Source organism: Kitasatospora sp. NPDC029367, from assembly GCF_055569135.1.
On the sequence record NZ_JBVHYH010000023.1, the window covers coordinates 26,721 to 44,910 of the forward strand.

The window sequence follows — 18,190 nt, forward strand, 5'->3', positions numbered from 1 at the left end:
GGGAGCTGCGAACCAAACCCTCCCCCCCCACCCAGGGCTCCCCCCCCCCCCCGGGTACCCGCCTACCGGGTCCCCTCCCGGGGGGCCCCCCCCGGGCCGCCACCGGGTCAGGGCAGGACCGGTCACGCCCCGCCGACGGCGGGGTACTCGGCGTGCGGGTCGGCGGCGATCTGCCGGAGGGCCTCGAGGACCAGCTCACCGAGCCGTGCCCCGGTGCCCGCCAGGGGGCTGTCCACCCCCACGGTGACGGACAGCGCGCGTTCCCCGGTGTGTGGGGAGCGGGTGAGCTCCAGCATCAGCGGGAAGCTGTGCCGGTCGGAGAACCACCAGTCGCCGGTGCGGATCCGGGCGAGCGCGTCGAGGTCGTCGAAGGCGTGGAAGTCGGTGTAGTTGAAGGCGACTTCGAACAGGCGGTGGTCGCGCCCGACCAGCTGCTGCATGGCGGCGAGCGGGTACCGCCGGTGCGGCTGCCGCTCCCGCTCGGCGTCGAAGGCGGCCCGGGCGAGGTCGGCCCAGCGGCCACCGTCGACCCGGACGTGCACCGGCACCATGTTGAGCAGCAAGCCCAGGACGAGGTCCCCGCCCTCCTGCTCCATCCGGCCGTTGACCTGCATCGCGCCGACGGTGTCGGCGCGGCCGGTGAGCCGGCCCAGCGCCCAGGCGTGGGCGGCGTAGTAGACGCTCTTCACCGGAATGCCCAACTCGGCCGCGACCAGGTCGAGTTCGGCGTCGAGTTCGGCCGGGAGCGGCGCGTGGAAGGCGAACTCGTCGGTGCTGCCGCCGCCGGGCAGCACCGGCAGCTCGGCCGCCGGTGCGGTGGCCGGGAGCAGCCCGGCCCAGTAGTCCCGGGCCGCCGGGTCGGCGAGGGCGGCCTGCTCGGCGGCGACGAAGTCGCGGTACCTGGTCCGCGGCAGCTCGGGCAGGGCGGCGTCGGTCGCGCCGAGCCGGGCGTCGTAGGCCAGCAGGAGTTCCGTCATCAGCCGGGCGAGGCTCCACCCGTCGAGGATGGAGTGGTGGACCGCCAAGGACAGTTGGAAGGCCTGTGGGCTGTCGTGCAGCACGGCGCAGCGCACCAGCGGCGGCTCGTCGAGGTAGAACGGATCCGCCTTCTCCCGCTCCCACCAGGCGTGCAGCAGGGCTTCGCGTTCCTTGTCGCCCAGCTCCGGGCCGTGGTGGCGGTCCTCGACCGTGAGCGGGACGAGGGCCTGCCGGTGCACCAGCTGCATCGGCTCGCGGAACAGGCCGAGGTGGAAGGAGGTCCGCAGGATCTCGTGCCGTCGGCCCAGGTCGGCGAGCGCGGCCTCCAGCGCGGTCCGGTCGAAGGCGCCGTCCACCCGGACGCTGATCAGGTCGTGGTACAGGCCCGACTCCTCGTCGTCCGCGAGCTCGCACTCGTAGACGATGGCCAGCTGCATTGCCGCGGTCGGGTAGGCGTCCGTCACGTCCTCGGGCAGCGAGTCCGGGTCGAGGTCGGCCAGGGTGGTGGAGAGCGGCGCCGGTTCGGCCGGTCCGGCCGGTTCCTCGGCGGCGGCGGTGAGCTCGCAGTGGCGGGCCAGCTCGGCGACCGTGGGATTGCGGAAGATGCTCTCGATGGTCACCGGCAGTCCGGCCGCCCGGGCGGCCACGCCGAGCCGGATGGCGATGATGGAGTCGCCGCCGACGGCGAAGAAGTTGGCGTGCACGTCGGGCTCGTCGCCGCGCAGCACCGTGTGCCACACCTCGGCGAGCCGGCGCTCCGTCTCGGTCCGCGGAGCGGTGCGGGCGGCCGGGGCGGCCTGGGTGCCCGGTGCGGCCGCCGCCTCGGTGCCGGGCGCCGGCAGCTGGGTCTTGTCGAGCTTGCCGTTGGCGGTGAGCGGGAGGGCGGGCAGCTGGACGAAGGCCGCCGGGAGCATGTGCGCCGGCAGTCGCTGCGCCAGCGCGGAGCGGACGGACTCCGCGTCGAGCGGCCGGCCGGGGGCGGGCACCAGGTAGCCGACCAGCCGCGGCACCCCGGGGGTGTCCTCACGCAGCACGCAGGCGGCGCTGCGCACCCCGGGCTGGTCGAGCAGTGCGCGCTCGATCTCGCCGAGCTCGATCCGGAAGCCGTGCAGCTTGATCTGCTGGTCGGCCCGGCCCCGGTACTCGAGTTCGCCGTCCGGCAGGCGGACGGCGAGGTCGCCGGAGCGGTAGAGCCGCTCGCCCGGGGCGCCGAACGGGTCCTGGACGAAGCGCTCGTCGGTGAGCTCGGGGCGGTTGAGGTAGCCGCGGGCCACCCCCGGGCCGCCGATGTACATCTCGCCCTCGGTGCCCGGCGGGACCTCGGCCATCCGCTCGTCCAGGACGTGCACCCGCAGGTCGCCGATCGGGCGGCCGATCGGGCTGGTCGATCCGGTGAGATCGGCGATGCCGATCGGGCGGACGGTCACGTGGACGGTGGTCTCGGTGATCCCGTACATGTTGACCAGGCGGGGCCGGGCGGTGCCGTAGCCGCCGGCCCAGCCGCGCAGCATCGCCGGGTCGAGCGCCTCGCCGCCGAAGACGACCGTGCGCAGGGCGAGCGGCGGGAAGCCGGCGTCCTCGGCGACGGCGGCCAGGTGCCGGAAGGCCGTCGGCGTCTGGTTGAGGACGGTCACCTGCTCGGTGCGCAGGAGTTCGAGGAAGGCCATCGGGTCACGGCTGACCAGGTAGGGGACGAGGACGAGGCGGCCGCCGTACAGCAGCGGGCCCCAGAGCTCCCAGACCGAGAAGTCGAAGGCGATCGAGTGGAACAGGGTCCAGACGTCGTCGGCGCCGAAGCCGAAGTCCGCGGTGGTGGCGGTGAAGAGCCTGGTCACGTTGGCGTGGGTGACGACGACGCCCTTGGGCTTTCCGGTCGAGCCGGAGGTGTAGATCACGTAGGCGACGTTGTCCGGTCCCACCCCGGACTGCGGCGGCCGCACGGACTCGTCGTCGGCCGACCGGCCGTCCCCCGGTTCGCCGCCCTGCGGCCCGTCCCCGAGCGGCCCGTCCCCGAGCGGCTCGTCGAGCCGGACGAGGGTGCGCTCCGCGGAGCCGAGCAGCGGCTCGCAGGACTCGGCGTCCCCGACGAGCAGGCGGCAACCCGCGTCGGTGAGGGTGGCGTCCAGCCGGGCGGCCGGGTGGCGCGGGTCGAGCGGCAGGTAGCCGGCGCCGGACTTGAGGATGGCCAGCAGGCCGACGACCAGGTCGACGGTGCGCTCGGCGCACAGGCCGACGAGCTGTTCGACGTCGGCGCCGTGCCGGCGGAGGCGGTGCGCCAGCCGGTTGGCGGCCCGGTCGAGCTCGGCATAGCTGAGCCGGCGGGTGCCGTCGGTGACGGCGATCGCCTCCGGGTGGCGGGCGGCCACCTCGGCGAAGACCTCGTGCAGGCAGCGGCCCTGCCAGTCCGGCGCGCCGTTCGACGTCGCGGCGGCGGCCTGCACGGGAACGGCCGACCGGTCCGGGCCGGTCGCGTGGTCGGGCCCGTCCAGGGCCGAGGCGAGCAGCTCCACGTACCGGTCGAGCAGGGCCGCGGTCCGCTGCTCGGTGAACAGGTCGGTGCTGTACTCGGCGCTCAGCACGAACTCCTCGCCGTCCTCGTGGACTTCGAGGGTCAGGTCGAACTTGGCGGTGCCGTTGTCCACGGTCCGCGGCCGCACGGTCAGGCCCGCCAGTTCGGCGTGCGGGCGCAGCGGCCCCTGGTAGGCGAGGGCGACCTGGGCCAGTGGGGTGCGGGAGAGGTCACCGGCCGGGGCGAACTCGGCGGCCAGCCGCTCGAAGGGCACGTACTGGTGCTCGACGGCGTCGAGCGCCGAACCGTGGGCTTCCTTCACGGCCTCCCGGAAGCTGCCGCCGCCCGGCCGCAGCCGGACCGGCACGGTGTTGGTGAAGAACCCGACGACGTCCTCCAGCGCGGGCTCCGGCCGGCCGTCCGTCGGGGAGGCGACCAGGAGGTCCCGGCGGCCGGTCAGTTCGCCCAGCAGCAGGCCGTACGCGGCGAGGCAGACCGCGTACGGGGTGGTGCGGGTGGCCGCGGCGAGCTCGCGGGCCGCCGTCAGCAGGGCGGAGCCGGTGCGCCGGGTGACCCGGCGGCCGCGGTGGCTGCGGACCTCGGGGCGCGGGTGGTCCGCGGGGAGGTCGAGGGTGGTGGGGGCGTCCTGGAGGTAGCTGCGCCAGGGGGCGAGCCGGGCGTCGGCGTCCGGGGCGGCCGCGAGCTCCTGCTGCCAGTGGGCGAAGTCCCGGTAGGACAGCGCCGGTTCGAGCAGGGCTTCGTCCGGGCCGCCGGTGTGCCGCCGGTAGGCCCGGGCGAGGTCGCGGTCGATGACGTCCAGGGTGCGGCCGTCGGCGATCAGATGGGGGAGGACCAGCACCAGCAGGTGGTCGTCCTCGCCCAGCCGGAACAGGGCCGGCCGCGGCAGCGGTTCCCGGCCGAGGTCGATGTGCTCGGCGGCCAGTCGCGCCGCCCGGTCCAGGGCCTCCTGCTCGGGGGCCGGGTGCCCGCTCAGGTCGGTGGTCCGCAGCGGTGCGACGGCGTCGTGCACCCGGGTGTCGAGCTCGCCGTCGACGAGGAGGAAGGTGGTGCGCAGCTGCTCGTGCCGGCGGGCCACCGACGCCCAGGCGGCCTCCAGCGCCGCCCGGTCGAGCGGACCGTGCAACCGGGTGGCCGCCGCCACGTTGTAGGAGACGCCGGCGGCGGGGCTGAGGTGGTCGAGGAACCAGAGCCGGCGCTGGCCGAGCGAGTACGCGGGGCCCTCGCCGGGCGCCCGGCGCACCGGGGGCAGGGCGGCCGCCCGGGTCGGGGAGCCGTCCGCGCGGTGGCGCAGCCGCTGGTCGAGCAGGTGGGCCAGGCCGGTGACGGTCCGGGCCTCGAAGAGTTCCCGCACGGTGAGGTCGGCGCCGTGGCGCCCGCGGATCCTGGCGGCGACCCGCGCCGCGTGCAGGGAGTTCCCGCCGAGCTCGGTGAAGTCCACGGCGGGGTCGACGGCCGCCACCCCGAATATCTCGGCCCACAGCCGGGCCAGCTCGTCTCGGAGGCCGTCGGGGGAGGTCGGTGCGAGGTCCGGTCCCGTGGTCGTCCCGGGGTCGGTGGTCATGTGCTGGCGCTCCTGGAGTCTCGCGGGTGGCGACTGGGCGTCACCGGAAGGCGTACGAAGTGCGGCGGCCGATCTCGGCGAGGTGAGTGCGGGGGCGGGCAGGCCGTTGGGCACGGCCTGCCCGCAGGGGCGGACGAGCCGTCAGACGGCCTGTCCGACCGGCCGGATCACGACGGTGTTCACGTCGACGCCGGCCGGCTGGCGGACCGCCCACACGATGGAGTCGGCGATCTGGTCCGCGGTCAGGTTGAGGCCCTGGGGGGCGCCGCCGGCGCCCTCCCAGAAGTTGGTCTCCACCCGGCCGGGGGCGACCAGGGTGACGCCGATCCCGTCGGCGGTCACCATCCGGCGGGTGTTCTCGGCGAGGCCGGTCACCGCCCACTTGGTGGCGCCGTAGATGTTGCCGGGGGTGTAGACCACGCCGGCGACGCTGCCGATCAGCACGATCCGGCCCTTGGACTCCTTCAACGCGGCCAGCGAGGACCGGATGAGCAGGGCCGGGCCGAGCACGTTGGTGAGGACCATGTCGCGCCAGCCGGCCGGGTCGCCGTCGGCGAGCGAGTCGTGGGTGGCGTAACCGGCGTTGGCGACGACGGTGTCCAGCCGGCCGAAGGTCCGTACGGTGGCCTGGACGGCGGCCTCGACGGCCTCGTGGTCGGCGGCGTCGGCGGCGATGGTGAGCAGGGTGTCCGGCTTCGCGGCGGTCTCCTCCGCGAAGCGGGCGAGCCGGTCGCTGTCACGGCCGGTGACGGTCACCCGGTGGCCCTCGGCGAGCAGCCGGCGGGCGGTGGCGGCGCCGATGCCGCTCGAACCGCCGGTGATGAGGGTGACGGGGGAGTCGGTCATGAGGTGGTGCTCCTTGTTCTTCGGTGCAGCGCTCCGCAGTGCAGCGCTCCTCGGTTCGGCGCCCGATGGTCCGGCGCTCTCGGTTACGGCCGCCCGGGCGGATCAGCGCGGCAGGCGACTGGTGAACCGTACCGGCAGGTCCTCCAGGCCGCGACTGATCGAACTGTCGGCGACCCAGGTCAACCGGTCCGCAGGGACGGCGAGTTCCAGCTCGGGCAGCCGGCGCAGCAGCGTCGCGAAGGCGATCTGGCCCTCCAGTCGGGCCAGCGGCGCGCCCGCGCAGAAGTGCGGGCCGTGACCGAAGGTCATGTGCCGGTTGGGGCTGCGGGTGATGTCGAAGCGGTCCGGGTCCGGGAAGACGGCCGCGTCGCGGTTGGCGCCGGACACCGAGAGGTGGACGAAGCTGCCGCTGGGGATCTCGACGTCGCCGATCCGGACGTCCTCGGTGGTGGTGCGCAGCGTGCCGCGGTCCACCGAGCCCTCGTAGCGGAGGAACTCCTCGACCGCGGGTTCCATCAGCTCCGGCCGGGAGCGCAGCAGTTCCAGCTGCTCGGGGTGGGTCAGCAGGGCCCACACGCCGTTGCCGATCAGGTTGGCGGTGGTCTTGTGGCCGGCGATGATCAGGAAGATCGCGGTGGAGATCAGCTCGGCGTCGGTGAACACGCCGTCCTCGTCGGCGGCCCGGACGAGGTCGCCGAGCAGGTCCTCCTGCGGCTCGGCGCGGCGCTTCGCCAGGACGTCGGTGAAGTACTCCACCACCGCGTCGTTGACCAGCTTGCGCTCGCGGGCCGCGTCGCCCTCCTGGCTCGGGTCCTGGCTCAGCACCTTGCCCCAGTGCTGGAACAACGGCCGGTCCTCGTACGGGACTCCGAGGAAGGCGCAGATGACCATCAGCGGCAGCGGCAGGGCGAAGGCGTCCAGCAGGTCGAGCTCGCCGGACTCCGGGAAGGCGTCGATCAGGTCGTCGGTGATCCGCTGGATCTGCGGGCGCAGCAGCTCCATCCGGCGCGGCACGAACGCGCGGCTGACCAGGCTGCGCAGCCGGGTGTGCTCGGCGCCGTCGGCGAGCAGCATGTTGCTGGCCAGCACCGAGCTGTTCTGCAGGGTCTGGTCGCGGAACCAGGCCGGGGCGGCGTCCAGTCGCTTGGACAGCCGGGGGTCGCCGAACGCGCGGGTGACGCTGTCGTGGTCGATCACCACGTAGGAGCCGTCGGCCCCGGCGGGGAAGTCGATCGGGTGCACCGCGCCCTGGGCGCGCAGCTCGGCGGTGGCCGGGTGCGGGTTCGGCCCCGGGTCGGTGACGAACTCGGTGGGGACGCGGAAGGGGCAGACGGCGCCGTCCGGACGGGCTTCCGGACGGGCTTCGGAACGGGTTTCGGACACGGTGATTCCCTCGACTAGGCGCATTCGGGCGGTCAGGAGGTGCTGCAACGGCGGGAACTGCTGGAGCTGCGGGTGTCAGGACGGGGCGCTGGCCAGCGCGTCGGGGTGGGGCAGCCGGCGGATCAGCCGGGTGAGGGTCGGCAGTGCCGCCAGCGACGAGACCAGGGCCATGAAGGCGAAGACCCAGGGCGCGCCGCCCAGGTCGAAGATCGAGCCGACCGCCAGGATGCCCAGCGGCTGGGCGACGTAGGACAGGAACATCACCGCGCCCATCACCCGGCCCTGGAGCCGGTCGGGCACCAGGACGGCGACGTACGCGAAGAAGAGCGCGTTGACGATCGGACCGCGCAGGAAGACACAGGCCAGCAGGACGCCGAGCGGCAGCACTCCGGGCACGGTCATCAGCAGCACGGCGGCGACCGGGCCCAGCCAGGCCGCGGCGAGGAAGATCGTCGCGGGGCGCAGCCGGTTCAACACCCAGGTGGCCAGGGCCGCGCCGACCAGCCCGCCGGCGCCGGCGATGCTCAGCATCATGCCGATCTCGGGTTCCGAGGCGCCGCGTTCCTTGGCGGTGGCGATCAGCGCGAGGAAGGCCCCGGTGTGGTTGAAGGCCATGTTGGAGCCCATGATCCAGACGATCCAGATCACCAGCACCGGGCGGCCCAGGATGAACCGGAAGCCGTCGAGGGCCTTGCGCCGCTCGTCGTTGCCGGTCGGCGCCGCCTGCATCGGGCGCCGGATGAACAGCAGCGTCAGCGCCGAGCAGACGAAGGTCAGCGCGGTGGCGACGAAGGGCAGGGCCCGGGCGACCCCGAACAGCGAGCTGCCGATCGGGGCGCCGGCCACCGTCGCGCCGAGCGGCCGGATCTGGTTCTGGGCGGTCGCGCGGGTGAGTTGGGAGGCCGGCACCACCTGCTTGATCGCCGCGAGGGCGGGCGGTTCGGAGAGGCCGAGGCAGACCGCGGAGACCACGGCGAGGACGAAGACGGCCGGCACGTTCGTCCGGTCGGCCAGCACCAGCGCGCCGAAGAGCAGCAGCATCAGGGCCCGGGTGGCGTCGCAGGCGATCAGCAGCTTCCGGCGGTCCATCCGGTCGGCGAGGGTGCCGCCGGCGATCGACACGGCTCCGGTGACCATGAGCTGGGTCGCGCCGAGGGCGCCGGCGTAGGCGGCCTCACCGGTGATCGCGAGCATCAGCAGCGGATAGGCGACCTCGGCCGACTCCTTGCCCACGCTGGCGAGGAAGCGGCTGATCCACAGCGCCTGGAAGTCGCGGTTGCGGATCAGCGGCACGTCCTGGGCGGGGGTGTCCGGGGTGCTGCCTCCGGGGCCTGCCGGTCCGAGGACCGAAGCTTCGGCGGTGCCGGGCTCGGCGGCACTGAGTTCGGCGGCAGCGGGCTCGGCGGTACCGGATTCGGCGGTGCCGGGTTCGACGGGCTTCACGGGGTCACTCACCTCCGGTCGCGGCCGTGGTCCCGGCCAGGATCGTCGCCAGGTGCGCGGCGACCGGACGGGCGTCGGGTTCGGCGAGGACCGACCAGTGGTCGCCGCGGACCGGGTGCACCTCCACCGATGTGTACAGCTGCCGCAGGTCGCGCCGCAGCACGGCCGCGGTGCGTTCGTCGGCGGCCGCCTTGAGCACCACCGCCGGGCAGCCGACCGGGCGGGGCCGGTAGCGCAGCACGGCGCCGATGTTGGCGACGAACTGCCGTCGCAGCGCGGGGAGTCGGCGCAGCCGCCCGCCGACCGTGCCGGTGCCGAGGACGGCGTCCAGCTGGAGCCGCAGGTTCCCGGCGAGGAAGCCGGGGTCGGTGGCGATCGGCAGCCCGCGTCGGTCGGGCGCGAAGCCGTCGAGGCAGAACAGGACGTCGACCTCCGCTCCGGCGCGGGTGAGTTGCCGCGCCGTCTCGTGCGCCACCACCGCGCCGAAGGACCAGCCGCCGAGGGTGTACGGACCGGAGGGCTGCGCCTGCCGCAGCAGTGCCACGTTCCGGGCGGCGACGGCCTCGATGGTCACGGGCCGGCCGAACCGGCCGAACCGGCCCGTGCTGCCCACTGGTCGGTCGGCCCCGTCGGGTTCCAGCCCGAGGATCGGACGGGTGGTGTCGACGAGCGAGGCGAGGGTTCCGTAGCTGCCGGTGCTGCCCATCGCGTCGGCGGCGAGGAACAGCGGCCGGCCGACGCCCGAGCGCAGCGTCACCAGACCGGGCGGGGTGGGCGCGGTCTCGGTGGCGTGCTGCTCGACCAGCTTCACCAGCGCTCCGAAGGTCGGCGTCGCGGTGAAGTCGGCGACCGGGACGGCGGCCCCGGTGTGCCGGCGCACCTCGCTCATCAGGCTCACGAGCATCAGCGACTCGCCGCCGAGGGTGAAGAAGTCGTCGCCCTCGGCCGCGGACGCCACGCCCAGTGCCGTCCGCCAGAGGCGTTCCAGGACCTGGTGGACGGGCCCGGCCACCACGGTGGTCCGGGCGCGCGCCCGGGCGGGGCGCACGGGTTCGGTGGCCGGGTCCCGGGAGTCGAACGGGTGCGCCGGCAGGGAGGTCCGGAACGGCCGGTCCGCGCCGAGCAGTTCCTCCGGGTCGAGGTCGGCGCCGCGCTCCCAGAGCGCGCCGACGGCGAGCAGGAGTTCGCGCTCGCCGTCCCCGCCGCTGCGGCCGAGCAGCGGCACGGCGGTGCGGGCGGCGTCCCAGTCGCGGTGGCGCCGCAGGGCTCCGGTCATCGAGGTGCCGGGGCCGAGTTCGAGGAAGGTGTCGCAGTCCGCGGCGAGCACGGTGGCCAGGCCGTCGTCCAGCCGGACGGTGCGGCGCAGCTGCTCGGCCCAGTAGTCGGGCGTGCGGACGGCGCTGGGGTCGGCCCAGTCGCCGGTGGTGTTGGAGACCAGGCCAAGCCGGGGCTCCCGGCCGGGGACGGCGGCGACGGCCTCGCGCAGCGCCCGGCTCGCCGGCTCCATGGTCGCGGAGTGGAACGCGCGGCCGACGTCGAGCACCCGGACGTCGAGGCCCGCCAGGGCGTCGCCGGCCAGGAGTTCGTCCACGGCGGCAGCAGGTCCGGAGACCACGACCCGCTCCGGGCCGGCCACCGCGAGGGTGACGGCGCCGCCGGTGCCGATCCGGCGGGTCACCTCCTCGGGGGAGGCGGTGACGGCGGCCATCCGGCCGGGCTCGGTGTCCCGCATGGCGGTGGCTCGGGCGTGCACCAGCCGGGCCGCCTCGGCCGGGGTCCAGACCTCGGCGAGGGTCGCGGCGACGTACTCCCCGATGCTGTTGCCGAGCATCGCGGTGGGAGTGATGCCCCAGTCCGCGAGCTGCCGTCCGAGGGCGTGGCCGAGGGCCAGCAGCCCGAGTTGCTGGTGGACGGTGTCGACGAACCAGTCGGCCGGTGCCCGCTCGGGGGTGACGACGGGGGAGAGGTCGAGCCCGCAGGTCTCCCGGACCACGGTGGACCACTCGTCGAAGGAGGCCCGGAAACCGGGGAGCAGCCGGTAGGCGGCCGCGCCGGCGGCGCCGGTCAGGGTGCCCTGGCCGGGGAACAGGAAGGCGACCCGGTCGAGCGTGGCCGGGGCCCGGGTGGCGGGTGCCTCCCGCAGCAGGCGGGCCGCCTCCTGCGGGCTGTCGGCCACCACGGCCCGGCGCCAGTCGTGCCGACGCCGCCCGGCGAGGGTGCGGGCGGCCTCGGCGAGGGCGACGGATCCGGTGCCGCCCCCGGCCATGGCCGCGGCGTCGGACTCCAGCCGGTCCGCCAGGGCCTGGCCGAGCCGGTCCCGTCCGTCCGAGGAGGCGCCGGACACCGCGAGCAGCCGGTGCCCGGCCCGGGCGGTCGGGCGGCTGCGCTGCGGCGAACCGCCCAGCACCACATGGGCGTTGGTGCCGCCGACGCCGAAGGAGCTGACGGCGGCCAGCTTGTCGCCGCGCTCCGGCCAGGGCTGCAGCCGGTCGGCGATCCGGAACGGCGTCTCGGCCAGCCGCAGCAGCGGGTTGGGCCGCCGGTAGTGCAGGGTGGGGACCACCTCGCCGTGCTCCATCATGAGCAGCGTCTTGATCATCCCCGCCACGCCGGAGGCGGAGCCGGTGTGGCCGAGGTTGCTCTTCACCGCGCCGATCCAGCACTGGCCGACGGCGTCGGTCGAGCGGCGGAACGCGTCGGTGAGGGCCTGGAGTTCGACCGGGTCGCCGATCCGGGTGCCGGTGCCGTGGGCCTCGACGTAGTCGAGGTCGGCCGGGTCGATCCCGGCCACCTTCTGGGCCAGCAGGATCGCCTCCCGCTGGCCGGGGATGGACGGCGCGGTGTAGCCGATCTTGTCCCCGCCGTCGTTGTTCAGCGCCGAGCCGAGGACCAGGCCGGCGATCCGGTCGCCGTCGCGCAGCGCGTCCTCCAGCCGCTTGAGGACGACGACGCCGACCCCCTCGCCGGGCACGGTGCCCGCGGACTCCTCGTCGAAGGGCCGGCAGTGCCCGTCGGGGGAGAGGATCCCACCCTCCTGGTACAGGTAGCCGAACTCGCCGTGCGGGGCCAGCGAGACGCCGCCGGCCAGCGCCGCGTCGCACTCGTAGGCGAGCAGGCTCTGGACGGCCAGGTGCACCGCCACCAGTGAGGTGGAGCAGGCGGTCTGCACGGTGATGGCCGGGCCGCGCAGGCCCAGGCGGTAGGCGACCCGGCTGGTGAGGAAGTCCGGCCGCCCGCCGATGACCTGGGCCATCGGGTCGACGTCGTCGCGCGGCGGCAGGGTGCTGCCCTCGGCGCCGGCGAAGACGCCGATCCAGCCGGGGAAGCGGGTCGGGTCGATCCCGGCGTCGTCGACGGCCTGGGACGCGCACTCCAGGAAGATCCGGTGCTGCGGGTCGATGGTCGCGGCCTCGGCGCGGCTGTAGCCGAAGAACGACCAGTCGAAGCCGCGCGAGGCCGGCAGCACTCCGCGGGCCGGGACGTAGTCGGGCCGCCGGACCAGCTCCGGGTCGGCCCCGGCCGCCACCAGGGCGGCCGGGTCGAAGCGGGTGATCCCCTCGGTGCCGGACCGCAGGGCGGCCCAGTACGAGCGCACGTCCTCCGCACCGGGGTAGCGGCAGGCCATGCCGACGACGGCGACGGCTCCCTCGGCGAGCTCGGCTTCGGTGTCCACGATCACCTTCCCGCGGCGCGCGGCCGCATCTTCCGACGGGCGGCGCCGCGCGCGTCCGCGTCCAGACCGCGGGCGGCGGCCGGCGCGGGCGCGGCTTGGGCCGGGCCCGCCGGGCCGGAGGCGGCCGCGAGGAAGCGGGCCATCGTCCGGATCGTCGAGTTCTCGAACAGGCGCTGGACCGGTAGCTCCACCGCGAAGGCGCGGCACAGCTCGGCGTGCAGGGTCACCAGCTTGAGCGAGTTGCCGCCCCGGTCGAAGAAGTTGTCGTCCGGGCCGAGGTCGGCGGTGCCGAGCACCGTCGACCAGAGGGCGGTGACCCGCTCGACCACGTCCTCGGCGGCCGAGGCCGGGGCCGGGGCCGGGGCAGGGGTCGAGGCCGGGGTGGAGACGGGCGTGGCGACGGCCGGCGCGTTCGGCACCAGCCCGACGAGCGAGCGGGTGCGGTCCTCCAGGACGGCCTCCAGCACGGTCGCGTACCGCCGGGCCAGCTCGGCGGCCGACTCGGCCGAGAGCCGGTCGCCCCGGTACAGCAGCGAGCCGGACATCCGCTCGCCGACCACGGTCAGGCCCAGCGTCAGCGCGAACTTGCCCACCGTCGCGGTGCCTTCGCCGACCGTCAGCGGCAGCAGCTCGTGGTCGCCCAGCCGGGCGGGGGCCTCGGCGTGCGCCTGCGGGGCGAGCACCACGTCGAGGTAGGGCGTGGACCCGGCCGAGCGCGGCGGGTTGAGCGCGGTGACCACCGTCCCGAACGGGACGTGCTGGTCGTCCAGCGCGTCCAGGATGCCGTCCCGGGTGGCTTCGAGCAGGTCGGCGAGGGTGTCGCCGTCGGTGTGCCGGGAGCGCACCACGACGGTGTTCAGGCAGGGGCCGATGACGTCCTGGAACTCGGGCGAGGTCCGGGTGTCGGTCGGGAACCCGAAGGTGAGGTCGCCGCTGCCGGTCCAGCGGTGCAGGGTGCCGATCAGGGCGGCGGCAGCCACCATGAACCAGGACACGCCCAGCTCCTCCTGGAGCGGACGCATCCGCCGGAGCAGGTCCGCGGGCAGGTCGAGGGCGACACTGCCGTGCGGCTGCGGGGCGGGCGGCGCCGGTAGCGGGAGGCGGCTCGGCGCGCCGGTCAGCCGCTCCACCCAGCGGTCCAGGCCCTCGGGGTCGCCCTGCTCCACGGCCGCGACCAGGTCGCGGTACTGCTTGCCCGGCTCGGTCGAGGTGCCCTGGTAGCCGCGCTGGAGCTCGGCGAGGAGCAGCGGCAACGAGGAGATGTCGAAGACGATGTGATGGATCGTCAGAGTGAGGACCTGGCCGTCCGGAGTGTCGACCAGCCCCGCCCGGAGCAGTGGCCCGGCGGACAGGTCGAAGGGGCGGTCCGCCTCGGCACGCAGCAGCCCGTCGAGTTCGGCCACGCCGGCGCAGCGGTCCCGGCGGATCTCCGGTCGCCACGGCGCGCCGATGAGCTGGCGGACGCCGTCCGGCCCCTGCTCGAAGGTCGTGCGCAGCGCCTCGTGCCGTTCGACGACCCGGGCGAGTGCCTCGGCGAGCCGCGCCGGGTCGAGCTCACCGGTCAGCCGCCAGGCGAACGGCACGTTGTAGCGGCCGGGTTCGGGGTCCAGCCGCTCGGCCAGCCAGATCTGCTGCTGGAAGCCCGAGGCCGCGGACTCCTCGCGCGCGGCGGCGGGTGCGGCGGGCGTGGCCGCGGCGCCCCGCTGGGCGTCGATGTGGGCCGCGAGGTCGGACAGGACGCCGTGCTTGAACAGGTCGCGCAGTTTCAGCCGTACGCCCAGCCGCTCGCGGATCCGGGCCAGCAGGGTGACCCCGCGCAGCGAGTGGCCGCCCAGGGACCAGAAGGAGGCGTCGCCCGAGGTGACCGGCCGTTCCAGCAGCTCGGTCCACATCTCGGCGAGGAACAGCTCGGTGGGCGTGGTCAGTTCGCGCCCCGGGGCGTCCGGCTGCCCGGCGGGGGCGGCCGCCGTCCCGGCCTGCTCCAGGAGTTCGAGCATCCGGGCCCGGTCGGCCTTGCCGGTCGGGCCGATCGGCAGCTCGGAGAGGACCAGCCAGCGCGCCGGGACCATGTACCCGGGCAGCCGGTCGGCCAGCCGGGCCGACAGGGCCGCGGGCAGGTCGTCCCCGGCCGGCTCCGACGCGGCGCCGACCACGGCGCAGCCGGCCAGTTCGGCGGCGGTGCCCTCGCCCAGCTTCTCCACGAAGGCGGCCTCGACGAGCCCGGTCGCGACGGCGGCCTGCTCGATCTCCTCCAGCTCGATCCGGAACCCGCGCAGCTTCACCTGGCGGTCCCGGCGGCCGGTCATCTCCAGCGCGCCGTCCGGGAGTTCGCGGGCCAGGTCGCCGGTGCGGTAGATCCGCTCGCCGGTGCGCGGCTCGGTGACGAAGCGCTCGGCGGTCAGCTCGGCCCGGCCCAGGTAGCCCAGCGCCACGCCGGGGCCGCCGAGGCACAGCTCGCCCGGCTCGCCCGGCGCCACCGGGGCGAGGTCGTCGTCGAGCACGTACGCGGTGGTCTGCTGCAGCGGGTGCCCGATCGGGACCCGCTCGCGGCCGGCCAGGCTCTCGGCGGTGCACTCGAACCAGGTGGCGAACGCGGTGGCCTCGGTGGGGCCGTAGCCGTTGACCAGGCGGGCGGGCGGCCCGGCGGCCAGGACCCGCAGGGTCGCGGCCAGGTCCAGCTGCTCGCCGCCGACCACCAGGTTGCGCAGCGACGCGAAGGCGTCGGGCTGCTCCCAGGCCACGGTGTGGAACAGCGAGGTGGTGAGGAACATCGTGGCGATCCGGGCCTCGCGGACCAGCGCCGTCCACTCGTCCAGGGTGAGGTCGGTGAGCAGCGGCAGCGGGACGACGGTGCCGCCGGAGGTCAGCGTGGACCAGATCTCGCAGGTGGTGACGTCGAAGGCGGGGTTGCAGGTGTTGGCCACCCGGTCGCCGGGCTCGATCGGGCAGTAGACGGCCCCCTCGACCAGGCGGATGACCGCGCGGTGCGGCACCAGGACGCCCTTCGGGCGGCCGGTCGAGCCGGAGGTGTAGCAGACGTAGAGGGGGTCCTCGCCGCCCGCCGCCGGGAGTGCGGGGCCGGGCTGCGCCTGTCCGGGCTGGGCCGTTCCGGGCTGAGGCGCACCGGGCTGCGGCTCGCCGGTGCCCGGGTCGGCGTCCGCGGTCAGCACGGTGAGCCCGGCGGGCATCCGCCGCCGGCTGCCGACCACGGCGGCGGCCGCGCCGGAGCCGGTGATGATGTCGGCCACCCGGTCCTCGGGGGCACCGGCGTCCAGCGGCAGGTACGCGGCGCCGCTGCGGGCGATGCCGAGGAAGGCCACCACCAGCTCGACCGACCGGTCCAGGTCGACGGCGACGACCGCGCCCCGGCCGACCCCGGCCGCGGCCAGCCGGTCGGCGAGCGTGCCGGCCCGGTGCCACAGCTGGGCGTACGTCAGGGCGGCGCCGGTGACCGGGTCCTGGACGGCAGGGGCCTCGGGCCGGGCCAGGACCTGGGCGGCGACCAGTTCGGTGACGCTCCGGCCGGTGACGGCCCGGCCCGTTCCGCCGGCGCTGTCGACTCGCAGGGCCGGATCGCCGAGGCGGTCGCGGTCGATCTTCCCGTTGCGGGTGAGCGGCAGCTCGGAGAGGAACACCAGCTCGGCCGGGACCATGAACCCGGGCAGCCGCTCGGTCAGGCCCCGGCGGACCGACTCGCGGTCGGGGACGGCGCCGGCGGCGACGGCGTAGGCGAGGATGCGCCCGCTGCCGTCGTCGAGCTTCTCGACCGCGACGGCGGCCTGGGCGATCCCCGGGTGCGCGGTGACGGCGGCCTCGATCTCTCCGGGCTCGATCCGGAACCCGTTGATCTTCACCTGGCGGTCGGCGCGGCCCAGGTAGCGCAGGTTCCCGTCCTCGCCCCAACGGGCGAGGTCACCGGTGGCGTACATGCGGTCGCCGGGGGCGCCGAAGGGGTCGGCGAGGAAACGTTCCTCCGTGAGATCCGGCCTGGCGGCGTACCCCAGGGCGACGCCCTCCCCGCCGATGTACAGCTGGCCCGCGACGCCGGGCGCCACCGGCGCGCCGTTCTCGTCGAGGACGTAGACGCGGGTGTTGTCCATCGGGCTGCCGATCGGGACGTCGTCGCCCAGCGGCGGGCCCGGGTGGATCCGGTAGCGGGTCGCGAAGGTCGTGGTCTCGGTCGGGCCGTAGCCGTTGACGAGGGAGATGCCGGGGCAGGCGGCGACCACCTGGGACACCGCGAGCGGGGAGACCACGTCGCCGCCGACCCAGACCTCGCGCGCCCCGTTGAGGCAGCCCGGGTCTCCGGCGGCCAGCGCGCCGAACAGCCCCGCCGTCAGCCAGAGTCCGGTGACCCGGCCGCCGCCGACCAGCCGGCGCAGCAGCACGGCGTTGACCGCCTCGGGGGCGACCACGACCCGGCCGCCGGACAGCAGCGGCACCCAGAGCTCGTAGGTGGAGGCGTCGAAGGCGTGCGGGGAGTGGAACAGCACCCGTTCGTGGGCGCCGCCGCGCCAGATCCGGTCGGAGGCGAGCGCCACCACGTTGCGGTGGGTGACCTGGACGCCCTTCGGCTCGCCGGTGGAACCGGAGGTGTGCATCACGTAGAGCACGCTGTCGGGGCCGGGAAGCGTCTCGGCCTCGGTGGCTGCGGTGCCCACGGTGTCGGGCGTGTCCAGGGCAGTGCCGTCCACGGTGTCGTGTGCGGTGTCGTGCGCGGCGCCCGGGCCCACCAGCAGGGTCCGCCCCTCGGCGGCGAGGGCGTGGTGCTCGGTCGTGCCGTCGACCAGGAGCAGCGCGCAGTCCAGCCGGTGCAGGATCGAGCGCAGCCGGGATTCGGGCGAGCGGAGGTCCAGCGGCACGTAGGCGGCGCCGGTCTTGGCCACCGCGAGCAGGGCCACCACCAGCGCGGCCGAGCGTTCCATCAGGACGGCGACCCGGTCCCCGGGCCGTACCCCGTCCCCGGCCAGGCGTCGGGCGAGCACGTCCGCCCTGGTGTTCAACTCCGCGTAGCTGAGGAGCTCGCCGTCGGCGGCCTCGATCGCGACGGCGTCGGGGGTCTCGGCCACCTGCTTCTCGAAGACCTGCGGGAGGCTCCCCTCCGGGAGGGGAGCCGCCGTGTCGTTCCGCTCTCTCAGCCACGCTTCCATGTCAAGTCCTCACGAAGGGCATGCCCAGGGCGGTGGGCATGAAGGTCCGGATGATGGGAGTCGGCCCGGGCGCGCGACGGCAGCCCGCGGGCGGACGGCCCCAGGGGGGACCGCCCGGACCGCGTGCGCGGGGTACGGCTCAGGGATTCTCGACGGTGGTCGCTCGGGCGGGCGTGCGGGGCGCCGCACGGCGGGGAGCGAACGGGGCGCGGGGCACGCGGGGCCGTCGGGCGGGTTGGGCGCGCGGAGGCGCCGGGTGGCGGGCGCCCGTGGGCTAGGCCGTCACACGGGGCGGGGGAGGCGACAGCCGCCCGAGGGGTGAACTGCCTCGGGTGAGAGCGTCGTTCGAGTTGAACCCACTGTGCCTGTCCCCCTGTGAACCAAAAGATGATCGTGTCGCGTCAACAACGTAAGGACCATTCGTCGCGCCGGACAAGGGCCTCCCGGCTTCTGGCCGGAATGCTTCGGTCCGGCTGGGCACTGGGTGCCACTCCGAGGGTCACCGGTCCGTGGCGGTCCGGTGGCGGGGAGTGACAGTGGGTCGTCGGTCGTGGGCGGACGGGTGGACCGGTGCGCGGGATCCGGGCCCTGGTCGGGGAGGTGGCCGTCGGGCTGACCTCCTCGTT

6 protein-coding genes are annotated in these 18,190 nt (G+C 75.1%); all 6 read right to left on the reverse strand.

The window, feature by feature from the left end; all coding sequences use genetic code 11:
• Window positions 1-122 precede the first annotated feature (122 nt).
• The gene (locus tag ACZ4W5_RS15385) at window positions 123-5,069 is read right to left on the reverse strand and encodes a non-ribosomal peptide synthetase (protein WP_465654881.1); all 4,947 of its coding nucleotides are present in this window, start codon (window positions 5,067-5,069) and stop codon (window positions 123-125) included.
• Window positions 5,070-5,210: 141 nt separating this feature from the next.
• Window positions 5,211-5,915 (reverse strand): SDR family oxidoreductase, encoded by a 705-nt coding sequence (locus ACZ4W5_RS15390; RefSeq protein WP_402479791.1) that lies wholly within the window; start codon window positions 5,913-5,915, stop codon window positions 5,211-5,213.
• 102 nt (window positions 5,916-6,017) lie between these two features.
• Window positions 6,018-7,298 carry a cytochrome P450 family protein gene (locus ACZ4W5_RS15395; protein WP_360229368.1) on the reverse strand — a complete coding sequence of 427 codons (1,281 nt, stop codon included), beginning with the start codon at window positions 7,296-7,298 and terminating at the stop codon, window positions 6,018-6,020.
• Window positions 7,299-7,373: 75 nt separating this feature from the next.
• Window positions 7,374-8,741, reverse strand: a complete 1,368-nt coding sequence (locus tag ACZ4W5_RS15400; protein ID WP_465654883.1) for an MFS transporter — start codon at window positions 8,739-8,741, stop codon at window positions 7,374-7,376.
• 4 nt (window positions 8,742-8,745) lie between these two features.
• Window positions 8,746-12,414, reverse strand: coding sequence for a type I polyketide synthase (locus ACZ4W5_RS15405; RefSeq protein WP_465654885.1), 3,669 nt, complete (start codon window positions 12,412-12,414; stop codon window positions 8,746-8,748).
• 2 nt (window positions 12,415-12,416) lie between these two features.
• Window positions 12,417-17,564 (reverse strand): non-ribosomal peptide synthetase, encoded by a 5,148-nt coding sequence (locus tag ACZ4W5_RS15410; protein ID WP_465654887.1) that lies wholly within the window; start codon window positions 17,562-17,564, stop codon window positions 12,417-12,419.
• Window positions 17,565-18,190 lie beyond the last annotated feature (626 nt).

Excerpts from the sequence above, each read along its gene's own strand:
- ACZ4W5_RS15385 (WP_465654881.1), bottom strand. The coding sequence starts at position 5,069 with ATGACCACCGACCCCGGGACGACCACGGGACCGGACCTCGCACCGACC.
- ACZ4W5_RS15390 (WP_402479791.1), bottom strand. The coding sequence starts at position 5,915 with ATGACCGACTCCCCCGTCACCCTCATCACCGGCGGTTCGAGCGGCATC.
- ACZ4W5_RS15410 (WP_465654887.1), bottom strand. The coding sequence starts at position 17,564 with ATGGAAGCGTGGCTGAGAGAGCGGAACGACACGGCGGCTCCCCTCCCG.